We start from the raw sequence: 21,494 nt of genomic DNA, 5'->3' as shown, positions 1-21,494 counted from the left end.
CTATTACTGTTATTTTAAAAACGAGGCTGTGTCGTGTTGATACTGTCTTATATTAACTGTATCAGTATTAAATATAGCTATAACTAAGCAGATTGCGGCAATACAGCATTTTTCATACGTTTTTTGATGATACGTTGTTTATTACGCAGGCGTTTATCGCTTTGATGACTTTCATAGTATTTTGGATTGGTTAGCATGGCAATCAATAAGGCTGACTGGTCACGATTGAGATTAGCAGCTGATTTATCAAAATAGTACTGCGCTGCCGCTTCAACACCATAAATACCCCTACCAAACTCTGCCACATTCAAATAAGCGGTCAAAATTCGCTGCTTATCCCACAACGTTTCAATCATGATGGTGAGAATAGCCTCTTCGGCTTTACGAGTATAAGAGCGATGTGAGGTTAAAAATAAATTTTTAGCCAATTGTTGGGTGATCGTTGAGCCGCCTGCTGACATCTTGCCAGTCGCTTCATTCTTTTTCTGTGCCGCCTTAATACCTTTCATATCAAAGCCATTATGCTGACTAAAGGTTGAATCCTCACTAACTATCGCTGCTTGTTTGGCAGACTTAGCAATGGCATCGTATTCAACCCAAGTTTGGCTAACATCGCCGCCCGTCAAACGATGGGTGAGCATAAACATGCTGTTATTAATCGGCTGCGTTTTCCAAATTAATAGCAGCCCTGCGACCAACACATGGAATGCGACGACCAACACGATAAGTGCCAGTAACAGTCGTTTGATAAATTTGCCAAAACTTGTCATGCGTGTTGTCCGAGTGATTGAATAGATAGTTAGAAAAAGTAAGGAGCGCTTAGCCTATCAATATAGGTTAGCAATTATAAATAGCAGTCATCTTACCTAATCTCACAATCGCTGTCATTATTTACCCCACTTCTTTATCATGTCACAGAGTACACGTAAAAAATTCAGCAAAAATGAACGTTGGATCTGTAAGTTTTGTATTAACGATTAACATAAGAGAGCAGCTATGTACGAGAATAATAATATCAGCACATTACGCGCCCGTATGATTACAGAAAAGCCTGAGCTTGGTTCTGCTGAAAATATAGCTAAATGGTGGTTGCTCGGTACTTCAGGCTGTCATTTATGTGACATCGCTGAACAGCTAATCACACAGTTGCAAGCAGTGCAGCGCATTACTTATGAGTATGTCGATATTGCTGACTTTTCTGAGCCACTGATAATGGAGTTTGCGACGACTATTCCAGTCATCTTGACACCGACAAAGCGCTTAAATTATCCGTTTTCAGTACTCGATTTACAGCAATTGCTAATAGGCTAATATTAATCATTTAGTAGCGAGAAGCTCATGAAAGATTTAAAGAAAATGACCGAAATTGAAGATCTACGACGGGTTGCTGAGCGCAAAGTGCCACGTATGTTTTATGATTATGTCGATTCAGGCTCATGGACTGAGACAACTTATCGCAGTAATGAAACTGACTTTGATCGTATCAAGCTACGTCAGCGCGTGCTGGTCGATATGGACGATCGCAGCCTTGCAACACAAATGATTGGCGAGCAAGTTAAAATGCCAGTTGCTATCGCGCCAACGGGATTTACGGGCATGATGTGGGCAGATGGCGAGATTCATGCCGCACGGGCAGCCGAAAAATTTGGCGTACCGTTTTCACTATCGACCATGAGTATATGCTCTATCGAAGATGTAGCCACCCATACCAGCAAGCCATTTTGGTTTCAGCTATATGTGATGCGTGACCATGAATACGTTGCCAATCTCATTCAACGGGCAAAAGACGCCAATTGCTCAGCGCTTATTTTAACAGCTGACTTGCAAGTCCTGGGTCAACGTCATAAAGACATCAAAAATGGCTTGTCTGCACCGCCGCGACCGACCTTTGCTAATATCGTTAACCTGATGACCAAGCCGCAATGGTGCATGAATATGCTCGGTACCAAACGTCATAGCTTTGGCAATATCGTCGGTCATGCCAAAGGTGTCGATGATTTGTCCTCACTAACTGCTTGGACAGAAGAGCAGTTTGATCCGCGTCTAAGCTGGGATGATGTTGCTCGCATCAAAGACATGTGGGGTGGTAAATTAATTATCAAAGGTATCATGGAGCCTGAAGATGCCATTATGGCAGCTCGTAGCGGCGCTGATGCGCTAGTAGTTTCAAACCATGGTGGCCGTCAATTAGACGGCGCGCTTTCCTCCATCTCCGCCCTCAGTGATATCGTACAAGCGGTACAAGCCGAAAATAGCGACATCGAAATATGGCTTGATAGCGGTATTCGCTCCGGTCAAGATGTGCTAAAAGCCATGGCGCTTGGGGCAAAAGGCACCATGATTGGACGGGCATTTTTATATGGTTTGGGCGCTTATGGTGAAGATGGCGTCCGCCGTGCGCTTGAGATTATTCATAGAGAATGCGATTTGACAATGGCATTCTGTGGTCATACCGATATCAATAAAGTTGCATCTGATATCTTGGTCAAAGGCACCTATGAGAGTCTCAAAATCAATGCTCATTAAAAAGCTAATACTCATTAGAAAATTAGCCTTTATTAAATATTCATAACAGCCTTATAGATGACATACCCTAACCCTAGCCTTTATACTGTACTGATAATTTTTTATTGATAATTAGATTTTATGACCATTCAACAATTATTAAAGACAGCACCTATCACCACCCTATTATTAGTCAGCTTTATCGGGCTATTTATCATACAGGTATTGACTGGTGTCGATGCTAATAATCCCTCAACTGAGGCGCTGGTAAAATGGGGTGCTAACGCCCTACCTTTTACCATGGATAATGAACCATGGCGCTTGGTAAGCAGTGCGTTTTTGCATATCGGACTGATGCATTTATTGTTTAATGGTTTTGCCATGTATTTTTTTGGGCAAATTGCCGAGCCGATGTTTGGCTCGGCTAAGTTCTTAGCGCTATTTTTACTCGCGGCAATCGGTGGCAGCTTACTCAATAATTACGTCACATGGCAAGGTATTGTAGATGGCACGGGACAAGCCGGACTATCGGCAGGTGCATCGGGCGGTATCATGGGTATTGGCGCAGCATTACTGATAGCCGCGCTATTTAAGATATCGGTCAATGGCATGGTGCTCAATCTTAAAAGCCTGATATTTATTATGGTCATCAATTTGGTCTATGGTTTTGCCGTACCGGGTATCGACAATGCTGGTCATATTGGTGGCGCGATTACCGGTCTTATCATTGCACTGGCGTTTGCGATTGCCTATCGTCAGCGCATGGCAGCAGTTATACAAAATACTGCTACTCATCAAAGTAATTATTTACCGCAGTATCAAAATGAGCAACAAGATAAATACCACACCACCTATATTAATACTGCCGTGACTAGCGAGATTGATTTTGCTAACCATATTAACTTAGACAGTACCGACTTAAATGATGCTCACTTAAATCATGCCAGCTTGCATAATGAGAGTCATGTCGATAATAATATTGGTGTAAACTCAAACCTTAACATCACCCCTAATTATCCGATTCTAAGCGAAGAAAAAGCATTGCCTAAATCTACGCTTATTTGGCAATTACTACCTTGGCTAGTAATGTTACTTCTCAGTCTTGGCTTTATGTGGTGGTGGCAAGATATCCATCAGCAATTGGTAGAAGTGCTAAATGCCATTGAGCAAAGCTCTATGTAGCCTATACTTCTTTTATTTTTAATTGATTTTAACTTGCAGAAAAGCTTACGCGTTTTATTATTTCCATCCCTTTGTTTCACCCACTTATGAGAGTAAATCATGTCTACATCATCAGCGTTATCTCCTGCTTTTAAGCGTGCTTTGCTTAGCACATTAACGGCGACTGCCATGCTTACAGCCGCTAGCATGTCAAATGCAGGACTGTTTAATAAAAACTTACCGACTGACAAAGACGCCGTCTTAAGCGTCGGCGTCAATGCCATGGCGGTCAACTCTGCTTATGATTTGGAAGACAGTTATGAGCTAAAGGTATTGCCAGGGGTGTTTTATGACAATAATAGAGTCTATGCACGCGGTGCCCAAGCGGGTGCTTATATCATCAATGATGGTGCTAATCAGCTGTCTGTTTATGCACAGCTTGCTGGTAATTCATTTGATCCTGATGACGCCACTGGCGCACTAAAAGGTTTGGATGAGCGTAAAGCCTCTGCTGCTGCAGGCTTAAGCTATATGCGCATTACCCCAGTTGGTGGCTTTCGCGCGCAATATGCCACTGATGTCTTAGATCGTAGCGGCGGTAATATTGCCCGCTTAAGCTATCTTGGTAAAATCACTAAAGACAAACTCACCGTCTATCCAAGCGTCGGCTTTGAATATCATGATGCTGACTACAACGAATACTATTATGGCGTCAGTGCTAAAGAATCGGCGAAAACAGGCGTTGCCGCTTATACTGCCAACTCAAGTTTAAATCCGTACATCAATATTAGTGCCAACTATGACTTTAACGAGCGCTGGGCAGGCTTTGCCAATCAGAGCTTAAGTTACCTACCAGCTGAGCAATATGACAGTCCAATGGTTGACTCACGTACTGACTCAACGACAACGCTTGGGTTGTTGTATAAGTTTTAATTAAGTTTAAATTTTAGATAAAAAAAGACTTTGCCACATTACATGACAAGGTCTTTTTTAACGATTAGATTTAATAAAACGAGTTGAGCTATCGCTACCTTAGATGACTGCTACAACTTGTTATTATTTTTCAGAGCTTTGAATATTAGGAAAAGATATTGGTATTTTTCTTTCTCCTTCCAAAACTTCTAATAATCCTCGGCGTAAAGCTGTGTTCTCATTTTCAGTTGCAGCATGAACTCTTGGAGCATAGGAGGAGTTTTTAATATGGGTTTTATCAAAATTATAGCCTAGCACTTTCGCCATTTTATGTAAAAGCTCAACAAACAGATCAACTCTTTTAGAGTCCCACTGTTCAGAATTCATTAAATTACTATGTAACAGGTCATGATATTCTTTCCATGCTTCAATAACAGCTTTCTCTTGCTTATCATTATTATCAAACTCTAAATCGATACGGTTAAGTGCTTCAACATGAGACCAAGATCCGTTATATGCTCTAGTAGCCATTAATGTTTTAAAAATTATTACCTTTCTTTCATTCTCATCTTTTTTATTATCAAGGTATCTAGTTAGTTGAACAGCTATTATTGGTCCAGTTAAAACTGCAAATATCATAAGCCAATCAGCTATGTTCATTTTTCAATTCCCTTTTTAATAATATGCAAGACTATCAATAAAATTATAATAGCATTACTCGTCTAATGATTTAGAAATATTGCAAAATAATAGCGAAAAGCAGAATTATCTTTAAAACTAAATTCATAATACAAAAAAAACCTTGCCATATGACAAGGTCTTTTTCTATTCTAAAAAAATATTAGATAGCTTAAGAAGGGTGCACCATATCAGCAGGCGTGACCCATTCATCAAACTGTGCTTCAGTTAATAGCTCTAGCTCAACCGCCACTTGCTTCAAGGTTTTGTTCTCTTTGTAAGCAGTCTTAGCGATTTTTGCTGCATTTTCATAACCAACATGACGGTTCAATGCGGTAACTAGCATTAAAGAGTTATGTAAGAAGTCATCGATTTTGTCTTTGACTGGCTCGATACCAACAGCACAGTTTTCATTGAAGCTGTTGCACGCATCACCAAGTAGCTTGATAGATTGCAATAGATTAAAAGCGATTACTGGCTTATAAACGTTGAGCTCAAAGTTACCTGACGCGCCAGCCATACTGATAGTGACATCGTTACCCATGACTTGAGCGACAACCATCGTCATTGCTTCTGACTGGGTTGGGTTTACTTTACCCGGCATGATAGAAGAACCTGGCTCATTTTCAGGAATGGTCAACTCGCCCAAACCACAACGAGGACCTGATGCCAACCAACGTACGTCGTTAGCGATTTTGTTTAAGCTACCTGCTAGCGTTTTTAAAGCGCCAGAAGCAAAGACTTCAGCATCACGAGCGGCTAGTGCTTCAAATTTATTTGGTGAAGTCACAAACGGTAGACCAGATAATGTCGCTAGTTGCTCAGCTGACTTTACGGCATAATCAGGATGGGCATTTAGACCCGTACCTACCGCAGTACCGCCTAGTGGCAATTCATATAAGCCTTGTAGCGCATTATCAATACGTACCAATGAATGATCCAGTTGGCTAACATAGCCACTGAACTCTTGACCTAGTGTCAAAGGCGTGGCGTCTTGTAAATGGGTACGACCGATTTTAACAATGCTATCGAATTCTTTTGCTTTAGCGTCTAAGGTATCGCGTAGGGCTTTTACCGCTGGAATCAATAAACCATTGATTTCACGAGCAGCGGCAACACGAATCGCCGTTGGGAAGCTGTCATTGGTAGATTGAGCGTGGTTGACATGGTCATTTGGGTGAATTGGCGTGTAGCTACCGCGAGCGTTCCCTGCGATTTCATTGGCACGGTTCGCCAATACTTCGTTCATGTTCATATTTGACTGGGTGCCAGAACCTGTCTGCCAAACCACTAGCGGGAATTGATCCGTTAGACCACCGTTGATGACTTCATCAGCCGCTTGGACGATAAGGTTGCGCTTGTCTGCATCAATACGCTCAAGGCTAGCATTGGTAATCGCAGCGGCTTTTTTGACCAGTGCCATCGCTTCAATCATCGGGCGTGGCAAGGTCTCGCCACCGATTTTGAAGTTTTCGCGGCTACGCTGAGTTTGTGCACCCCAATAAGCATCGGCTGGCACTTCTACGTTGCCCATGGTGTCTTTTTCGGTACGAGTTGCCTGATTCTGTGTCGACATAACTACCCTCTTTGATGGTTTGGTAATGAACGGTTGTCATAAAAAGTGCAACAGCGGCTGCACACAAAGAAAAATACGATACAAAGTGGCGTTATGATAGCATGACTTATGACAAATTTCTTCAAGTCCGTGAGGCTAACTTATGTCTAAGAACACCAGCCAACAACAATCTGCTACTTCATTATCTGATTCGCTATCTGAGTTATTGACCAATGGTATTCACTCCAAAAACACTGCCCAAATAGCTGAGAGTTTTAGCAATCCACCCAGACGCCATTTTACTCGCCAGCGTCGCCAGTTAAGTGAAAGCGAACGTAGACAATTATCAAATTTAGCAAGCTTGCATCTAATTAAATTACAGCAGCATTTGCCACCGCGTGCGCGCATTGGCTTATATTATGATGGCTTTGGTGAGCTCCCGACTCAGCCAATACTAGATTGGATTACACACTTAAATTATCAGCCGTATTTACCCGTGGTTGGCTCGCTCGGTCGTGATAATAAGGGGAATGATGACAAACGTCTGCGCTTTGTGCCTATCTATCATTCGAAATTATTAAATATACCAACGCGTATCCATAGCTTAGGTATGAAGCAAAACCATCATCGTAGATTACTCTGGGCGCGCGAGTTGGATGTAATTATCTGTCCATTAACGGCAGTAGATTTAAGCGGAAATCGTATGGGAATGGGTGGCGGGTTTTATGATACGACGCTTGGCAAAAGCTACCAGTCAGGGGCTAAAAGGCCATTAAAAATTGGCTGGTGTTATGACTTTCAGGTGGTTGAGCAACTAGAGTGTCAACCGTGGGATGTACCGTTAGATGGTTTGATTACCCAAAGTGGCTTGAGGTGGTTTTGATGAAAGATGGTACACAATCTATCGACGCTAATTCGAGCGCAGAGAACGTAGAACAACATTTGCAAGAGTTAGAAAAAGCGGATTATGAGCTACTATATTATAGCCAAGAGCAGACTTTTAACGCTGATGAGTTATCACAGCTTATTAATGAGGAACGCTTAAACAAATTAATGACGCAGAGTGATGAGTTTTTGAGCAGCTTGGATGGTGAGATTAAGGATTTTAATGATTAGTATTAAGAAGGGTATAACTCACAATATAATAAAAAGTTAAAAAGGCGAATGATTATAAAATCTCTCGCCTTTTTTGTATCAACTTTAAGAGTCTATATAATTAATTAAAGCACCATCGCCGCAATCCAACCAAACAGTAGTAACGGTATATTGTAGTGCAAAAAAGTCGGCACCACGCTGTCTTTGATATGGTCATGCTGCCCATCAACGTTGAGACCAGATGTCGGTCCAAGGGTTGAGTCTGACGCAGGCGAACCCGCATCACCAAGCGCGCCAGCCGTACCAATAATCGCAACTGTAGCTAGTGGTGAAAAGCCTAACGAGATACATAGCGGCACGTAAATAGCGGCAATAATTGGAATGGTTGAGAACGATGAACCAATACCCATCGTAACTACTAGACCTATGCTTAACATGACTAAAGCAGCAATGGCTTTATTACCAGCAAACAAGTTCGTCGCTCCGTCGATAAGGGGTGCGATTTCACCTGTCGCTTTCATCACTTCAGCAAAGCCCTGTGCGGTAATCATAATAAAGCCTATCATCGCCATCAGTTTGATACCATCATTAAAGACCGTATCCGCCTCACTCCACTTCACTACACCGGTTGCCATAAAGACACCAAAGCCAAACATCGAGCCGAGCAAGAGCGAATCAGTATAAAGCTGTACCACAAAGGCAGTGACAATTGCAGCAAGCGCCACCAGTATCTTCATTTTACTTTGCGTTTGTGCTTCAGCTGCGGTTTTGCTTAAAGAATCATTTTCTACGACCCCATCGCGAGCGTCTTTATCAATGGCTAATTGGGCATACTGGCGCGGTTTACGATAGCTGATAAATACGGCAACTAATAAACCCACGAACATACCCAACGCTGGAATCGCCATCGCTTTGGTCACTGAGATATTGCTGATATCAATACCCGCTTCACCGACGTTTTTGAGCATGATTTGATTAAGGTAAATATCACCAAAACCATACGGGATAAACATATAAGTCGTGACAAGTCCAAAAGTAATCAGGCACGCAATCAGGCGTCTATCAATTTGCATACGGTTAAAGGCTAATAGTAACGGCGGTACCAGCAGCGGAATAAAGGCGATATGAATCGGAATTAAGTTTTGGCTAAAGCAGCTCATGGTGACGAGTCCGGCAAATAGCATATACTTAATCATGCCACTGGTGCCACCCGCATCAATACGTTTAATAACCGCACCTGCTAGAGATTGTGGTAATCCAGAATGGGCAATCGCCACCGCAAAAGCGCCAAGTAACGCATAAGACAGCGCAATTTGCGCGCCATTACGTATACCTTCTTGAAAAGCATTCAAGGTATCCGTCACACCCAAACCAGCGATAAGCCCACCTGCCAGCGCACCGATTAACAAACTAAGTACCACGTGTACTCGCGCCAAAGACAATCCTAGCATGATGACGACTGCCAGTAGCACCGCATTGATGGTCATATTCTCTTACCTTATATTTTATAGCTTGTTATTTTAGATCCTACGACCGACGCATTTTTAATATGTTGCCGACTTATATATTTCGCCCGAATCTTTAAATCCATCCAGCCTTTATTTAGGCGTAGCGGTTAAGACGCGCGCCATTTTACCTGATTTTACCTCTAAAGCCCACGCGCAGAACCTAACAGACATAACCAAATACTCAAATAAAACAGCAATATTCTTTCTACTGTTGTTCATAGAGCCTTGCAATTTTATATAGCAGCACCATTTATCTAATCATGAACCACTAACTTGACTTTACAAGTCTGGTGAACGAGGAAGAATATATGATTGAACATAAAATTGCCCAAGACAATATCGACATCGATGTCGACGTTTCATCTAGCGTTGCTGATGATAATGAATTAGAAAACGAACTTGATGCCACGTCTGATAATTCGGTAGAAAACGAGTTAGAATCAGCGTCTAATGATGCTCAAGAAGATGACGATAAAGACAGTCAAGACAATGCTGTTGAAGACTATCTACCGTTACTAGCATTGCGTGATGTTGTTGTTTATCCGCATATGCAAATCGCCTTGTTCGTCGGTCGTGAACCTTCAGTCAAAGCGGTTGAATTGGCGCAAGCTGAGTACGGCAATAAAGTACTGGTCGTTGCGCAAAAAGACTCGCTGACCGAAGATATTGATCAAGATAACTTGTATCAATACGGTACTGTGTGCCGCATCGTTAGCACCATGCCGCATGATAGCGATGAAAATTGCATCAAAGTATTGATTGAAGGTCAATATCGCGCTCGTGTTGACTCGATAGAGAATCATGATGAGCTGTTGATGGCAAGCTTTGAGCGTGCAGACCTTGATGTCAGTATGGATGAAAGCCAGCAGAAGAATACCATTCAGGCATTAACCACTCTATTTGAAAGCTACGCGGATGCGCGCCTACGTAATGCCCGCGAGCTCACTCGTGTGGCGAAACGTATCGATGATTTGCTGGAGTTGGTTTATTTTATCTCCACCCGCGTGTCAATGGATTTAGATATTAAGCAATCATTCTTAGAGAATGATGACCTTAAAACCCATATTAATACGTTGACTGAATATCTCGTTAAACAAAGTGCTGAACAAAATATCGAACAGGATATTCAAGAAGCGGTTCGTCAGCAAATGGAAGACAATCAGCGCGAATACTTCTTAAATGAGAAGATGAAAGCCATCAAAAATGAGCTGTCAGATATGAATGACGGTGCCTTTGATGGTGAAGATGATGTGGCTGAGCTTGAACAACGTCTAGATGAAGCTGACTTGCCAGAAGATGTGCGCAAAAAAGCCGAGCAAGAGATGAAAAAGCTCAAAATGATGCCACCAGCATCAAGCGAGTCTTCAGTGGTGCGCAACTATATTGAGTGGATTTTGGACACGCCGTGGAATGCGACGACTAAAGTTTCTATCAACTTAGACAAAGCTAAAACTGTTTTGGATGAAGATCATTATGGCTTGCAAGATGTGAAAGATCGCATCTTAGAATACCTCGCTGTACAGTCACGCGTGAAAAAACTTCGTGGTCCTATTCTATGTCTTGTCGGTCCTCCTGGTGTTGGTAAAACCTCATTAGGCGAATCAATTGCTCGTGCCACCGGTCGTAAGTTTGTGCGTATGGCGCTTGGCGGCGTACGTGATGAAGCTGAGATTCGTGGTCACCGCCGTACCTATATCGGTGCAATGCCGGGTAAAATCGTCCAGTCGTTGGCAAAAGTTGAAGTCAAAAACCCACTATTCTTATTAGATGAAATCGATAAGATGGCGCAAGATTTCCGTGGCGATCCAGCATCAGCGTTGCTTGAGGTGCTAGACCCTTCACAGAACGATACTTTTAATGACCATTATTTAGATATGGACTTAGACTTATCGCAAGTGATGTTTATCTGTACCGCCAACAGCATGGATATTCCGCCAGCGCTGCTTGACCGTATGGAAGTGATTCGTCTACCGGGTTATACCGAAGCAGAAAAAGTGAATATCGCGCAGAAGTATCTGGTGCCAAAAGCCATTAAAAATAATGGTCTCAAAGAAGGCGAGATTGAGATTGTTGAAGCGGCGTTGCATAGCATCGTCCGTAGTTATACCCGTGAAGCAGGTGTGCGTAACCTTGAGCGTGAAGTTAATAAGATCTGCCGCAAAGTCGTTCGTGGTTCGGTTGAAAATCATGGTGCTCGCGCTCCGAAAAAAGCAGAACGTCAACTGGTTGTGGTCGATGACAAAAATATCGATGACTATCTAGGTGTGCATCAATATGACTATGGTCTGGCGGAAGAAGAGCCTGAAATTGGTCGTATTACTGGTCTGGCTTGGACACAAGTCGGTGGCGAGCTACTCACTATCGAAGCAGTAGCCATGAAAGGTAAAGGTGAGCTTATCTTTACCGGTTCACTCGGCGATGTGATGAAAGAGTCAATTCGCGCTGCCATGAGCGTGGTACGTGCCCGCGGTGACAGCTTAGGGATTGACTACGAAACCTTTAAAACCACTGACGTCCACGTGCATATGCCAGAAGGTGCGACGCCAAAAGACGGTCCCTCTGCTGGTGGCGCGCTAACCACAGCGCTGGTATCGGCATTGACTGGTATTGCGATTCGTCCAGATATTGCCATGACAGGTGAGATTACCTTACGTGGTAAAATCCTACGTATCGGCGGTCTTAAAGAGAAGCTGCTAGCTGCTCATCGTGGTGGTATCAAGCATGTCTTGATTCCAGATACCAACGAGCGCGACTTGGCTGATATCCCTGATAACGTCAAAGCAGGCTTAACCATTCAGCCAGTGGCGACAATTGATGAGATATTAAAAGTGGCTTTGGTCAGTATGCCAATACCGATTAAACCTGCCAAAGTAACGGTTGATAAAACCAAAGGCAAAGCGCTACACAACTAAGTGTAACTGATAAAAGTCAATATTTAAAAAGCCGCTCATCATTACGATGAGCGGCTTTTTTTGACAAAAATAAACAACAATCTTCTTAAAATCCCGTGCTATATTTTAGACAAATGTTTATTTGGTAATAACCATGATGTTAAACCATCTGATTTTAAATCGCTCAACTCTATCTTTATTGCTCGCTATCTCTCTTCCAGTTGCGTTAGTAGGCTGTCAGTCTACTTCTGCTCTAAATTCGCAGCAGACCACTGCTATCAGCGCTACTTCTATTAACGATAAATCGAAACTTATTGATGAGCTGCTAGTACCAGAATCGCAAGTGATGCAATGGTCAGCTCATTATAATTGGCACTTAGTACAAGTGATCAATCAAAACGGTAATATCGTCGATATCGCAGACTTTACGCCAATTACTTTACAAGTAGCACCCAGCTCAATTAGCCTTTATCAAGGTTGTGAGCAGTATAGGATGGATTTTCATTCGATGTCCGCCCCACCTTATCCCTATTATTCTCATCTTGGTAAAGTTCCAACGACTTGTAGCGATGACAATAATCCTAATAATACTGCAATTAAAGAAGATAAGAATATCCAATCTTTATTTGCCAAACATGCTCCCATTAAACTTAATTTTGAGTTATTGCCAACTTCAAATTCAACATCAGAAACAGTATCAATGGATACACAATCTGCCCCTAAACGTTTGGCGCTTAATATCGAAAATGGTAATCGCTTCATTTTTATCGGTTTAACCAAGCCACTAATCGCTCCCACTGGATTGCCCATTACTAATGAATTATTGGAACAATACGATTGGCAACTAGTTAGTGCCGTTAGTAATGCTCATGATAATAAAGATCAATTAATCAGAAAATCTTTAGGCAACTTTTATCATCCTGACCATCCTATTTCAGCGAGCTTTGAGAGTTGGTCTGACAATCAGTACGCCTCCTTTAGTTCAGGCTGTAATGGTTCGCGCGCGCCTTATTTTTTACTCAATGATAGTACCCTTAAAGTTGGCATCATCATTAGTACCGTAATGGGCTGCGGTGAAACAGGCAATCGTATTGAGACTGCTCTATTCAAGTTAATGCAAGATAGCAGCAGTAAACTAACCTTAAGCTTGCAACCTCCAGAACAAGTATCAACCTCATCAAAAAACCAAGCTGATTTCCCACGTTACAACCTATTGCAAACAATGGCGTCAGGCGAAACTTTAGTATGGCAAAACGTGACAAAAGAAACACCTTAACGATATCTAAACCATTTATACGGATCTACATTTAATATAAAAACGGACAAGCATTATGACCCTTTCATGCCATTTATTAATACCAGCTCGTACGCTTACTTTAATAAGCATGTTTGGCGTGACAGGCTTAGTCGGCTGCCAGACTGTAGATAATAGCGTAATTGAACCGATAACCGCTAAAGCGCCAAAACCAGTAGATACCGGTGAAAGAATCATCACGTTTCCACAAAATGATGATAATGAATATATTGGCTCATGGAAACTGCCTGAGCTGCCCGTTGAAAGCCTAAATCGTTTTGATTGGAAGCTGGTGCGCTGGATAGATAATCAAGATGTGGTCACTCATATTGACCCTAATGGGTATGCTGGAGGCGATACTGTGCCGCCATTAATGCTTGATGTGCGACCTAGCAATATAGTGTTTAAATATGACTGTCAACGTTATAGCCTGCATCATGACGGCTATCATGATTATACTTATAGCTCCTATGGAGTCACGACTACCACGCCAGTATCTTGCTTAATAAACAATACACAAGCAGCGAGCGATATTGCGGATTATTTAACTCAGCTATTCCCCAAATATGGCAGAGGTCGCTTTAACCTTAAAGTCATCTCAGTACCAGAGCAGACGCCTTTAAAACAATCATCGTCAAAACCTTCATCTTCCTTAAAACCAATCCCTTATGAATTGGCATTAAATGCCCAAGATAAACAGTTTATCTTTGAAGGTACTCCGAAGAAATCACAGCCGATATCTGGGCTTCCAATTACCTATGAGCTGTTAAAAAACTATCAATGGCGACTCGTTAGCGCCGTCGATAGCAATGGTGAAGCTATCATTGAGATCAGCCGTCCAGGATTTCCAGTCAGCGGCTACTTTGGTTATCCTATATATAATGAAGAACATCAAGTGGGGTTTGGCTCAGACTGTAATGGCGTTGGTGGCCCCTACATTTTAATGCCTGATAACATACTTTTAATCGGTTCAGGGGCACAATCGATGATGGGTTGTGGTCCGAAACGTGAAGCCGCCGAAGATAAAATCCGTGAGCTTGAGCAATTAAGTAAAAGCCGACTGACCTTAGAGCAACTCTCAAATACCAATGTCGACGACCAAAGCTTGCCCTATTATTTACTCACGCAAAAGCTTGATACCGGTGAAACCTTAATCTGGAAAAATACAACCAAGAAAATACCGTAAATAAATCTCGACCCCATCAGTGACTTACATTTATTAACCGATTGTTGCGCATTCATTGAATAACTATGTACAAGGCTTGGCTATACTAATTACGTCAATAAGATAATAATATCTATGAATACAAATAAAACTTTAAATACAAACGGAGAGAATAATGAATAAGACAATGCTTGTAAGTGCACTGGTATGTGGTTCTGCTTTAGCAATGACGGGCTGCCAAACGCAAACGGTAGAAGGTCAGATGCAAACAGGCAATCCTTTAAACCAACCTGTTTTGAAGTCGACCATTCATGCCGTTACTGGTGATAAAAACGAAGTCGGTCAAATGTTTTTGCGCCCCGTTGATGGCGGTGTACAAGTATATGGTAAGCTGATGAACTTGCAGCCGGGTCAGACCGTGTCGCTACACATCCATGAAACAGGCAGCTGTGGCAATATGGGTAAAGCAGCCGGTGGGCATTTTAATCCAGATAACAAACCACACTCTAATCCTGACGATATGAATGGTCATGCAGGCGATTTACCTAATCTGACGGCTAATGCGGATGGCATCGCCACTATCAACTATGTCAATAAGAAAATCTCTGCCGCTGATGCCGGTAAATACAGCGTCAATCGTCTAGCCTTTATCGTGCATAACGGTGTTGATGATTACACCAGTCAGCCAGCGGGTAACGCAGGTGACCGCGTCGCTTGTGGTATCATCGAAAAAAGATAATTACAGTTTAGATTTCAATCAATAATAAAAAAACCTCTTAGATACTCTGAGAGGTTTTTTTATGGCTTAACACTATTTACGACTTAAAGGTAAAAGAGACTTACTCCTCTACCCATTCGCCTTTACGCCAGTAAACGCCCCAACGTGTGGCCTTGCCGTTTTTCTCAGAGCCAATATACTGCTCTTTTTTCTTACGTGACCAGCGCAGAATCGTCGGATTACCATCTGGATCCTCATCTGGTCCTGCAAACAGATACTGGAACTTGTCTTCCATCTTATCTTTAATCTCTCGCAGCTCAGCAAGTTTTGGTGGACGTGTTTCGCGCACTTTTGGAAACTTGGATGCTGCTAAGAACATACCAGCGGCACCTTCACGTAAGATAAAATAATCCTCATGCTTAACAGATTTTAGCTCCGGCAGATGAATAGGATCCATGCGCGGCGGTGCTGCTTCGCCTGTTTTCAGCACTTTACGCGTGTTATCGCATTGCTGGCAAGCAAAGTAAGGACCAAAACGTCCCGTCTTTAGCTCCATCTGCCCATCGCACTTATTACAGTCAATGGTTGGAGAATCAGAGCCAGGAACTTCGAACTTACCTTCTTCTAAGATATAACCATCACAATCAGGATTGTTACCACACACATGCAGCTTCAGACCGCCATCAACGATATAACCATTCATTGCCGTGCCGCATTTCGGGCAACGCTTTTTCTCCATCAAATCTCGGACTTCTGCCGCTTCATCATCACTTTCTGCATCATCAAGATTGGCAAAAGCTTCGACTGGCATTAAGTTCTTGGTGCCTTTACAGCGCTCTTTCGGCGGTAAGTTGTAGCCTGTACAACCTAAGAAAACACCCGTTGAACCGGTACGCAGCTGCATTGGGCGATCACAAATATCACAATGGACATCTGGTACATCGGTCGGATCATTGGGGCGCATACCGTCTTTTTCTTTGGCACGATCGAGGGTCGTCTTGAAATCTCCATAGAAATTATCAAGGACATCTTTCCAGTCGGTATCACCTTCAGCGACATGGTCAAGCTTGTCCTCTAACGCGGCAGTAAAGGTATAATCCATTAAATCTGGGAAACTTGCCGTCAGTCTATCGGTGACGATATCACCCATTTTTTCGGCAAATAAACGCTTATTTTCCAGTTTCACATAACCACGATCTTGAATGGTCGAGATGATAGAAGCATAGGTCGATGGACGACCGATGCCTTTTTTCTCAAGCTCTTTGACCAAGCTTGCTTCAGTAAAACGCGGTGGCGGCTTGGTAAAGTGCTGACTGGGATCAAGCTTATCCACTACTAATTTATCGCCTTTTTTGACATCAGGTAATAAGTTGTCGTCGGTCTTGGCTGGTGGCATAACTTTGGTAAAGCCGTCAAATACCAAGGTACGACCGCGCGCTTTTAGCTCAACGTCATCCGCAGCAACGAATAAATTCACGGATAAATATTTTGCTGGCAACATCTGACAGGCGACAAACTGACGCCAGATTAGCTCATACAAACGTATCGCATCACGCTCAACACCTTTCAGCTGCGTTGACTTCATATTGACGTTAGACGGACGTATCGCCTCATGCGCTTCTTGTGCGCCTTGCTTATTACCATAAAAGGTTGGAGCGTCTGGTACGTACTTCGCACCATAGCTGTCTTCGATATAGCCACGTACCGCAGCAAGCGCGTCCCCTGATAAAAAGGTCGAATCGGTACGCATATAAGTGATATGCCCCGCTTCGTACAAGCGCTGCGCTAAAATCATAGTCTTTTTAACAGAAAAGCCCAGACGCGTGCTGGCTGCTTGTTGCAAAGTCGAGGTAATAAAAGGCGCGCTTGGACGTGATTGTGTTGGCTTTTCTTCACGCTCTTTGACGATAAAGTCGTTTGCCTTGAGAACTTCTAATACTTTATCGGTCTGCTCTTTATTGACCAGCTTTAGCGTTTTACCACCTTGCTTGATGGCTTCTAAACGAATCGCCATTTGCTCAGCGTCTGTGGCTTTTTTGGCTTTGCTATCAGCAATATGGGTATCAGCATGAATCTGCCAATACTCTTCTGGAATAAAGGCACGGATTTCATGCTCACGCTCAACGACCAAGCGCATGGCAACGGACTGCACACGACCTGCGGATAAACCACGAGCGACTTTTTGCCATAGTAACGGCGACACCATAAAGCCAACAACACGGTCTAAAAAACGACGCGCTTGCTGTGCATTAACTCGGTCAATATCCAGCTTCGATGGCTGCTTAAAAGCATTTTGAATGGCAGATTTGGTAATCTCGTTAAAGACCACACGCTCATATTTACTGTCTGGACCGCCGATAACTTCTTTTAGATGCCAAGCAATCGCCTCTCCCTCTCTATCCATATCGGTTGCGAGATAGATTTTGTCAGCATCTTTTGCTAAGGCTTTTAGCTCTTTAATGACCTTGGTCTTATTTGGCAGCACTTCATATACTGCCGCCCAATCATGCTCAGGATCGACACCCATGCGCCGTACCAATGCTTGCTGGGTTTTTTCTTCTTTGCTTAGACTGTCATCTTTTTTGCTCGTAGCTGGTTTCTTTGCGCTTTTGCTCGCACCAACGGGCAAATCTCGGACATGACCGATACTTGAGCGCACGATAAAATCATCACCCAAGTATTTATTGATGGTTTTTGCTTTGGCGGGTGATTCTACAATCACCAAAGATTTACCTTTTGGACTGGCTTTTGGGCTAGCTTTGGCTTTATCAGCAGCAGGCGCTGCGCTTTTTTTGGTTGTGGGTTTGGTCATAGGTGACGACACCATAATAAGTAAATTAAAATAAGAGTTATCTAGCAGCGTGCCATTTATAGGTTTGGTTATAAAGGTATGGCAAATTATTGTAGTAATGGCTGCTAGTAAAATCGGTTATAAAACAAACAATAACCATAACGAAAGGTTTCAGTTATAAAGACGTTACACTGCTAAGGCTTAAAATGTCAACTGCAAATGACTGAGCGTCTGTCAAAAGCACTTGCATATCGTGTGTTTATGGAGACGAAAAAACAATTTGCTACCTTGTATCACTTTTATAAGCTGTTTTGCATCTGTAGCGCCCATGCTTCAAGCTTTTGTTTAAGCAATAATAAATCGCTCTCAATCAGTTTTTGCTGATAAGTAGGATTGGTCGCAGGGCGCACGTAAGCAATATCTTCCCAATAAATCACAATGCTATTTGCCTTAGTCAGTAGCCCTTTTACATAAGGCGCAATACTGACTGGCAAATCAAGCGCCACCTTATCCAAGCTAACATTTATCTTTTTTACAGTCGTATCAACATTACTCTGATTGGTACGCATAGCAGTCGGCACGATAAGCTTGTTATCATCATTGGTCGTATCGACAAAGCTGCTATCTGGTCGCCATTGTCCATCAATCACTTGATAGCGGGTAAACGGCAGATTGGTATTGTCTAATATTAAGCAATACTGACCCATCATGCCGCGACCAAACTCATTGTCCTTACCTTTGATCCAGTCAGGACAAGTCACTAGCTTTGGGTTGAGCTGCAAGCGGCGTGCAGTCATACGCAGCTTATCTAAACGCTGATCGATAGCACTCGGTTTGAGCGCCATCATACTCCCTAATACGAATAGTACAATGAGAATAGCAATCCACATACCCATGACAACCTGACCTTTTAGCTAATGAATTCGCTTATAACAGCACTTATTTTTATATATGAGTGTCTCTGATAATTGTATTTATAATGCGTGTGAGCTCTCAAAAATCAAGAACAATAGAAAGCACTTACATAAATTACCGTTTGCTATACTCTCTATTATCGTGAGGTAAGCAAACAGACAACCTACAAAGTCGCTGATATTTATAGTGGTATATCAAATACTTAGTACAGAAAATATCTCGCTCAATGACAAGATACAAAAAGTCGTACCTATAAAAAGGTGCTATGATAAACCATAATTTTAAACGCGCGCAGGTTTATTATGAATAATCTTATTAAGCGAAACTCATTAAGTACTGATGTCACTCAAAAATCGAGCACCTCATTGACTTCATCGATGAGCCAATCTAGCGTTGCTCTAACGCTGATGGGCGTTGCCTTATTTACCTTGGCGGGCTGTGCCACTACTCAGAAAAGCCTGACACCGCAGCAGTGTCAAAGCAGCAACTGGCAAGAAGTCGGCTATGCTGATGGCATCAATGGGCGCTCAGGTGATTACTTTGGGCATTATGCCAATAGTTGTGCAAAGGCTGGTGGTCCTATGCCAGACCGTATTCAGTGGGAACAAGGTAGGCAATTAGGGCTTAAAAATTACTGTACTGAGCTAAATGCTTATAAGCGTGGTCGTGAAGGCTATGATTGGCAGCCTGTCTGCTCGCTTGAAGGTATCGAAAAGCTTGAAGAAGCTTACTCACAAGGACGCTATTATTATATCCGCCAACGTGATCTTGATTACTTACGTTCGCCCTATCCGTTTGGTTATGGTCCTAGCCGCTTCGGTTATGGCGGCTACGGCTATCGCCCGTTTGGCTATGGTTGGTAAGTATTTACCCAGAATAAAAGCTTGATAGCATGTTGATAATCCATATATTGATAGCTCTCATATTAATAGCATAAAGGAAACCTCACTAGGTTACCTTAATGAGGTCAGAGAGAAGTTTTATTATTTTAATGGTTGTTATTGTTATTCTGCTAATTTTTCTATTAATAAGCTTGCTGATATTTTTAGCAGGCTTATGGCTTTAACAATTATTCATTAACAAAGGCTATTTTGCTTAGCCCTGCTTGACTCGCCGCTGCTAAGACTTGAGCGACGGTATCATACTTACTGTCCTTATCGGCACGTAGCTGTATAGAAGGGTCTTTACCAGTGGCACTTTGCTGCTGCAAGCGCACCTCTAATTCCTCCATACTGATGGGATCGCTGTCCCAAAATATCCCGGCATCTTTATCAATACTGATTTGAATCGCCTCGGGCGGTGTGTCATTCAACGCCGCACTGGTCTTTGGCAAATCCAGTGGTACCGTCGGATTCAGTACGGTCGCCGTCAATAAAAAGATAATCATCAATACCAGCATGATATCAATCAGCGGAATGAGGTTCATCTCACTCATGCTTTGACTATCATCGTCACCCAATTGAAATGCCATAATTATTCTCAATATCTTACTGCGTTTGATTGGTGCTTAGTTTGGGTACTGCTCGCTTTTTAACTCGATAGCACGCTTAAATTTATAAGTGCTATAACAGCTATGAACGTTATGGCTGCGATACTGCCGAGTTACGATAATGTTTGCTTGATTCGCTATCATCAGTCATAGAGCCAGTATCAGCTGTTGTTTGAGCATGAGTAACTGTGCTGTTATTGGCGGTTGACGACTGCTGCGGCAGATTTGCTTCAAAAGAATTTGCCAATAGATCATGCGCACGGTCATTAGCATGGTACATAACACGGCGATTAATACGCACCGCAAGGTTATAAAATACCACTGCTGGAATCGCTACTGCGATGCCTAAACCTGTCATGATAAGCGCTTCACCAACAGGTCCTGCCACTTGCCCTAAGCCTGCCTGGCCACTGACACCGATATTATGCAGCGCATGAAAGATACCCCATACCGTACCAAACAGACCGATAAATGGTGCAATTGCTGCCGTGGTGCCTAATATTGGCAAACCACGCTCGCTAGCAAAACGATAACGGCCGATGTGCTGCAGCAAGGTTTGCTCGATAATCAAGCGCCGTGTCGTTGTATCTTTGCCATTCAAATCTGAGCGCTTTGCCTGAATCTTCTGACTTAAATCATCGGCAACCACAGCTGCCAATTTGCGACTTTGGAGTACACGGACAATGCCTGTAACCCAAGAGAGGATAGATAAAGCGAGCAGCAAAAAGAACAAGGTTCTGGTCACCATGTCGCTATATTGCCAGTAAGTTGTAAAGTCCATGTCAGACTCCTTGTGTTATTGCATGACTTGCTAATG

General features: G+C 42.7%; 19 protein-coding genes. 11 read left to right on the top strand and 8 right to left on the bottom strand.

Annotated elements, in window-relative coordinates; genetic code table 11:
- Nucleotides 1–83: 83 nt before the first annotated feature.
- Nucleotides 84–770, bottom strand: coding sequence for a monofunctional biosynthetic peptidoglycan transglycosylase (gene mtgA / locus ACMHKH_RS00700; RefSeq protein WP_413518762.1), 687 nt, complete (start codon nt 768–770; stop codon nt 84–86).
- Between the two features lie 226 nt (nt 771–996).
- On the opposite strand from mtgA, the gene ACMHKH_RS00695 reads away from it, so the two are divergent.
- The 4 genes from ACMHKH_RS00695 to ACMHKH_RS00680 all read left to right on the top strand — a co-directional run bounded on the left by ACMHKH_RS00695 (nt 997) and on the right by ACMHKH_RS00680 (nt 4,599).
- Nucleotides 997–1,311 (top strand): glutaredoxin family protein, encoded by a 315-nt coding sequence (locus ACMHKH_RS00695; protein WP_413518761.1) that lies wholly within the window; start codon nt 997–999, stop codon nt 1,309–1,311.
- Between the two features lie 27 nt (nt 1,312–1,338).
- Nucleotides 1,339–2,526 carry an L-lactate dehydrogenase gene (locus ACMHKH_RS00690; protein ID WP_413518760.1) on the top strand — a complete coding sequence of 396 codons (1,188 nt, stop codon included), beginning with the start codon at nt 1,339–1,341 and terminating at the stop codon, nt 2,524–2,526.
- 120 nt (nt 2,527–2,646) lie between these two features.
- The gene (locus tag ACMHKH_RS00685) at nt 2,647–3,687 is read left to right on the top strand and encodes a rhomboid family intramembrane serine protease (protein WP_413518759.1); all 1,041 of its coding nucleotides are present in this window, start codon (nt 2,647–2,649) and stop codon (nt 3,685–3,687) included.
- 99 nt (nt 3,688–3,786) lie between these two features.
- Nucleotides 3,787–4,599 (top strand): MipA/OmpV family protein, encoded by an 813-nt coding sequence (locus ACMHKH_RS00680; RefSeq protein WP_413518758.1) that lies wholly within the window; start codon nt 3,787–3,789, stop codon nt 4,597–4,599.
- A gap of 123 nt (nt 4,600–4,722) precedes the next feature.
- Here the strand turns inward: ACMHKH_RS00680 and ACMHKH_RS00675 are convergent, their stop codons facing one another.
- Both ACMHKH_RS00675 and fumC read right to left on the bottom strand, forming a co-directional pair.
- Nucleotides 4,723–5,238, bottom strand: a complete 516-nt coding sequence (locus ACMHKH_RS00675; RefSeq protein WP_413518757.1) for a DUF6680 family protein — start codon at nt 5,236–5,238, stop codon at nt 4,723–4,725.
- 190 nt (nt 5,239–5,428) lie between these two features.
- On the bottom strand, nt 5,429–6,832 hold the full coding sequence (gene fumC, locus ACMHKH_RS00670) for a class II fumarate hydratase (RefSeq protein WP_413518756.1): 1,404 nt from the start codon (nt 6,830–6,832) through the stop codon (nt 5,429–5,431).
- Between the two features lie 142 nt (nt 6,833–6,974).
- Here fumC and ACMHKH_RS00665 point away from each other — a divergent pair, with 142 nt between their 5' ends.
- Both ACMHKH_RS00665 and ACMHKH_RS00660 read left to right on the top strand, forming a co-directional pair.
- Nucleotides 6,975–7,694 carry a 5-formyltetrahydrofolate cyclo-ligase gene (locus ACMHKH_RS00665; protein WP_413518755.1) on the top strand — a complete coding sequence of 240 codons (720 nt, stop codon included), beginning with the start codon at nt 6,975–6,977 and terminating at the stop codon, nt 7,692–7,694.
- Nucleotides 7,694–7,927: a hypothetical protein gene (locus ACMHKH_RS00660; protein WP_413518754.1), complete on the top strand. Its 234-nt coding sequence runs from the start codon at nt 7,694–7,696 to the stop codon at nt 7,925–7,927. The genes ACMHKH_RS00665 and ACMHKH_RS00660 overlap by 1 nt, the downstream gene beginning before the upstream one ends.
- 104 nt (nt 7,928–8,031) lie before the next feature.
- Here ACMHKH_RS00660 and ACMHKH_RS00655 read toward each other — a convergent pair whose 3' ends face one another.
- Nucleotides 8,032–9,393, bottom strand: a complete 1,362-nt coding sequence (locus ACMHKH_RS00655) for a Na+/H+ antiporter family protein (RefSeq protein ID WP_413518753.1) — start codon at nt 9,391–9,393, stop codon at nt 8,032–8,034.
- Nucleotides 9,394–9,722: 329 nt separating this feature from the next.
- Between ACMHKH_RS00655 and lon the strand changes: the two genes are divergently transcribed.
- The 4 genes from lon to ACMHKH_RS00635 all read left to right on the top strand — a co-directional run bounded on the left by lon (nt 9,723) and on the right by ACMHKH_RS00635 (nt 15,503).
- A complete protein-coding gene (gene lon, locus ACMHKH_RS00650; protein WP_413518752.1) occupies nt 9,723–12,326 on the top strand; it encodes an endopeptidase La in 2,604 nt (867 codons plus the stop codon).
- Nucleotides 12,327–12,459: 133 nt separating this feature from the next.
- Entirely contained in the window at nt 12,460–13,581 is a 1,122-nt protein-coding gene (locus ACMHKH_RS00645; RefSeq protein WP_413518751.1) for an META domain-containing protein, read from the top strand.
- A 55-nt stretch (nt 13,582–13,636) separates the two neighbouring features.
- Nucleotides 13,637–14,785 (top strand): META domain-containing protein, encoded by a 1,149-nt coding sequence (locus tag ACMHKH_RS00640; protein WP_413518750.1) that lies wholly within the window; start codon nt 13,637–13,639, stop codon nt 14,783–14,785.
- Between the two features lie 154 nt (nt 14,786–14,939).
- A complete protein-coding gene (locus ACMHKH_RS00635) occupies nt 14,940–15,503 on the top strand; it encodes a superoxide dismutase family protein (protein ID WP_201561800.1) in 564 nt (187 codons plus the stop codon).
- Nucleotides 15,504–15,603: 100 nt separating this feature from the next.
- Here the strand turns inward: ACMHKH_RS00635 and topA are convergent, their stop codons facing one another.
- Both topA and ACMHKH_RS00625 read right to left on the bottom strand, forming a co-directional pair.
- Nucleotides 15,604–18,294, bottom strand: a complete 2,691-nt coding sequence (gene topA, locus ACMHKH_RS00630; RefSeq protein ID WP_413518749.1) for a type I DNA topoisomerase — start codon at nt 18,292–18,294, stop codon at nt 15,604–15,606.
- A gap of 278 nt (nt 18,295–18,572) precedes the next feature.
- Nucleotides 18,573–19,169 (bottom strand): hypothetical protein, encoded by a 597-nt coding sequence (locus tag ACMHKH_RS00625; RefSeq protein ID WP_413518748.1) that lies wholly within the window; start codon nt 19,167–19,169, stop codon nt 18,573–18,575.
- Nucleotides 19,170–19,490: 321 nt separating this feature from the next.
- Here ACMHKH_RS00625 and ACMHKH_RS00620 point away from each other — a divergent pair, with 321 nt between their 5' ends.
- Nucleotides 19,491–20,051 (top strand): DUF2799 domain-containing protein, encoded by a 561-nt coding sequence (locus ACMHKH_RS00620; RefSeq protein ID WP_413518747.1) that lies wholly within the window; start codon nt 19,491–19,493, stop codon nt 20,049–20,051.
- A gap of 206 nt (nt 20,052–20,257) precedes the next feature.
- Here ACMHKH_RS00620 and ACMHKH_RS00615 read toward each other — a convergent pair whose 3' ends face one another.
- On the bottom strand, nt 20,258–20,659 hold the full coding sequence (locus ACMHKH_RS00615) for an ExbD/TolR family protein (protein WP_413518746.1): 402 nt from the start codon (nt 20,657–20,659) through the stop codon (nt 20,258–20,260).
- 109 nt (nt 20,660–20,768) lie between these two features.
- Nucleotides 20,769–21,458, bottom strand: coding sequence for a MotA/TolQ/ExbB proton channel family protein (locus ACMHKH_RS00610; RefSeq protein WP_413518745.1), 690 nt, complete (start codon nt 21,456–21,458; stop codon nt 20,769–20,771).
- Nucleotides 21,459–21,494 lie beyond the last annotated feature (36 nt).

It is taken from the genome of Psychrobacter glacincola (assembly GCF_965118485.1).
Classification (GTDB): domain Bacteria; phylum Pseudomonadota; class Gammaproteobacteria; order Pseudomonadales; family Moraxellaceae; genus Psychrobacter; species Psychrobacter glacincola_D.
Note: the sequence above shows the minus strand (reverse complement) of the source record. Positions and strands in the feature narration are given on the sequence as shown.

Excerpts from the sequence above, each read along its gene's own strand:
- mtgA (WP_413518762.1), bottom strand. The coding sequence starts at position 770 with ATGACAAGTTTTGGCAAATTTATCAAACGACTGTTACTGGCACTTATC.
- ACMHKH_RS00695 (WP_413518761.1), top strand. The coding sequence starts at position 997 with ATGTACGAGAATAATAATATCAGCACATTACGCGCCCGTATGATTACA.
- ACMHKH_RS00690 (WP_413518760.1), top strand. The coding sequence starts at position 1,339 with ATGAAAGATTTAAAGAAAATGACCGAAATTGAAGATCTACGACGGGTT.
- ACMHKH_RS00685 (WP_413518759.1), top strand. The coding sequence starts at position 2,647 with ATGACCATTCAACAATTATTAAAGACAGCACCTATCACCACCCTATTA.
- ACMHKH_RS00680 (WP_413518758.1), top strand. The coding sequence starts at position 3,787 with ATGTCTACATCATCAGCGTTATCTCCTGCTTTTAAGCGTGCTTTGCTT.
- ACMHKH_RS00675 (WP_413518757.1), bottom strand. The coding sequence starts at position 5,238 with ATGAACATAGCTGATTGGCTTATGATATTTGCAGTTTTAACTGGACCA.
- fumC (WP_413518756.1), bottom strand. The coding sequence starts at position 6,832 with ATGTCGACACAGAATCAGGCAACTCGTACCGAAAAAGACACCATGGGC.
- ACMHKH_RS00665 (WP_413518755.1), top strand. The coding sequence starts at position 6,975 with ATGTCTAAGAACACCAGCCAACAACAATCTGCTACTTCATTATCTGAT.
- ACMHKH_RS00660 (WP_413518754.1), top strand. The coding sequence starts at position 7,694 with ATGAAAGATGGTACACAATCTATCGACGCTAATTCGAGCGCAGAGAAC.
- ACMHKH_RS00655 (WP_413518753.1), bottom strand. The coding sequence starts at position 9,393 with ATGACCATCAATGCGGTGCTACTGGCAGTCGTCATCATGCTAGGATTG.
- lon (WP_413518752.1), top strand. The coding sequence starts at position 9,723 with ATGATTGAACATAAAATTGCCCAAGACAATATCGACATCGATGTCGAC.
- ACMHKH_RS00645 (WP_413518751.1), top strand. The coding sequence starts at position 12,460 with ATGATGTTAAACCATCTGATTTTAAATCGCTCAACTCTATCTTTATTG.
- ACMHKH_RS00640 (WP_413518750.1), top strand. The coding sequence starts at position 13,637 with ATGACCCTTTCATGCCATTTATTAATACCAGCTCGTACGCTTACTTTA.
- ACMHKH_RS00635 (WP_201561800.1), top strand. The coding sequence starts at position 14,940 with ATGAATAAGACAATGCTTGTAAGTGCACTGGTATGTGGTTCTGCTTTA.
- topA (WP_413518749.1), bottom strand. The coding sequence starts at position 18,294 with ATGACCAAACCCACAACCAAAAAAAGCGCAGCGCCTGCTGCTGATAAA.
- ACMHKH_RS00625 (WP_413518748.1), bottom strand. The coding sequence starts at position 19,169 with ATGGGTATGTGGATTGCTATTCTCATTGTACTATTCGTATTAGGGAGT.
- ACMHKH_RS00620 (WP_413518747.1), top strand. The coding sequence starts at position 19,491 with ATGAATAATCTTATTAAGCGAAACTCATTAAGTACTGATGTCACTCAA.
- ACMHKH_RS00615 (WP_413518746.1), bottom strand. The coding sequence starts at position 20,659 with ATGGCATTTCAATTGGGTGACGATGATAGTCAAAGCATGAGTGAGATG.
- ACMHKH_RS00610 (WP_413518745.1), bottom strand. The coding sequence starts at position 21,458 with ATGGACTTTACAACTTACTGGCAATATAGCGACATGGTGACCAGAACC.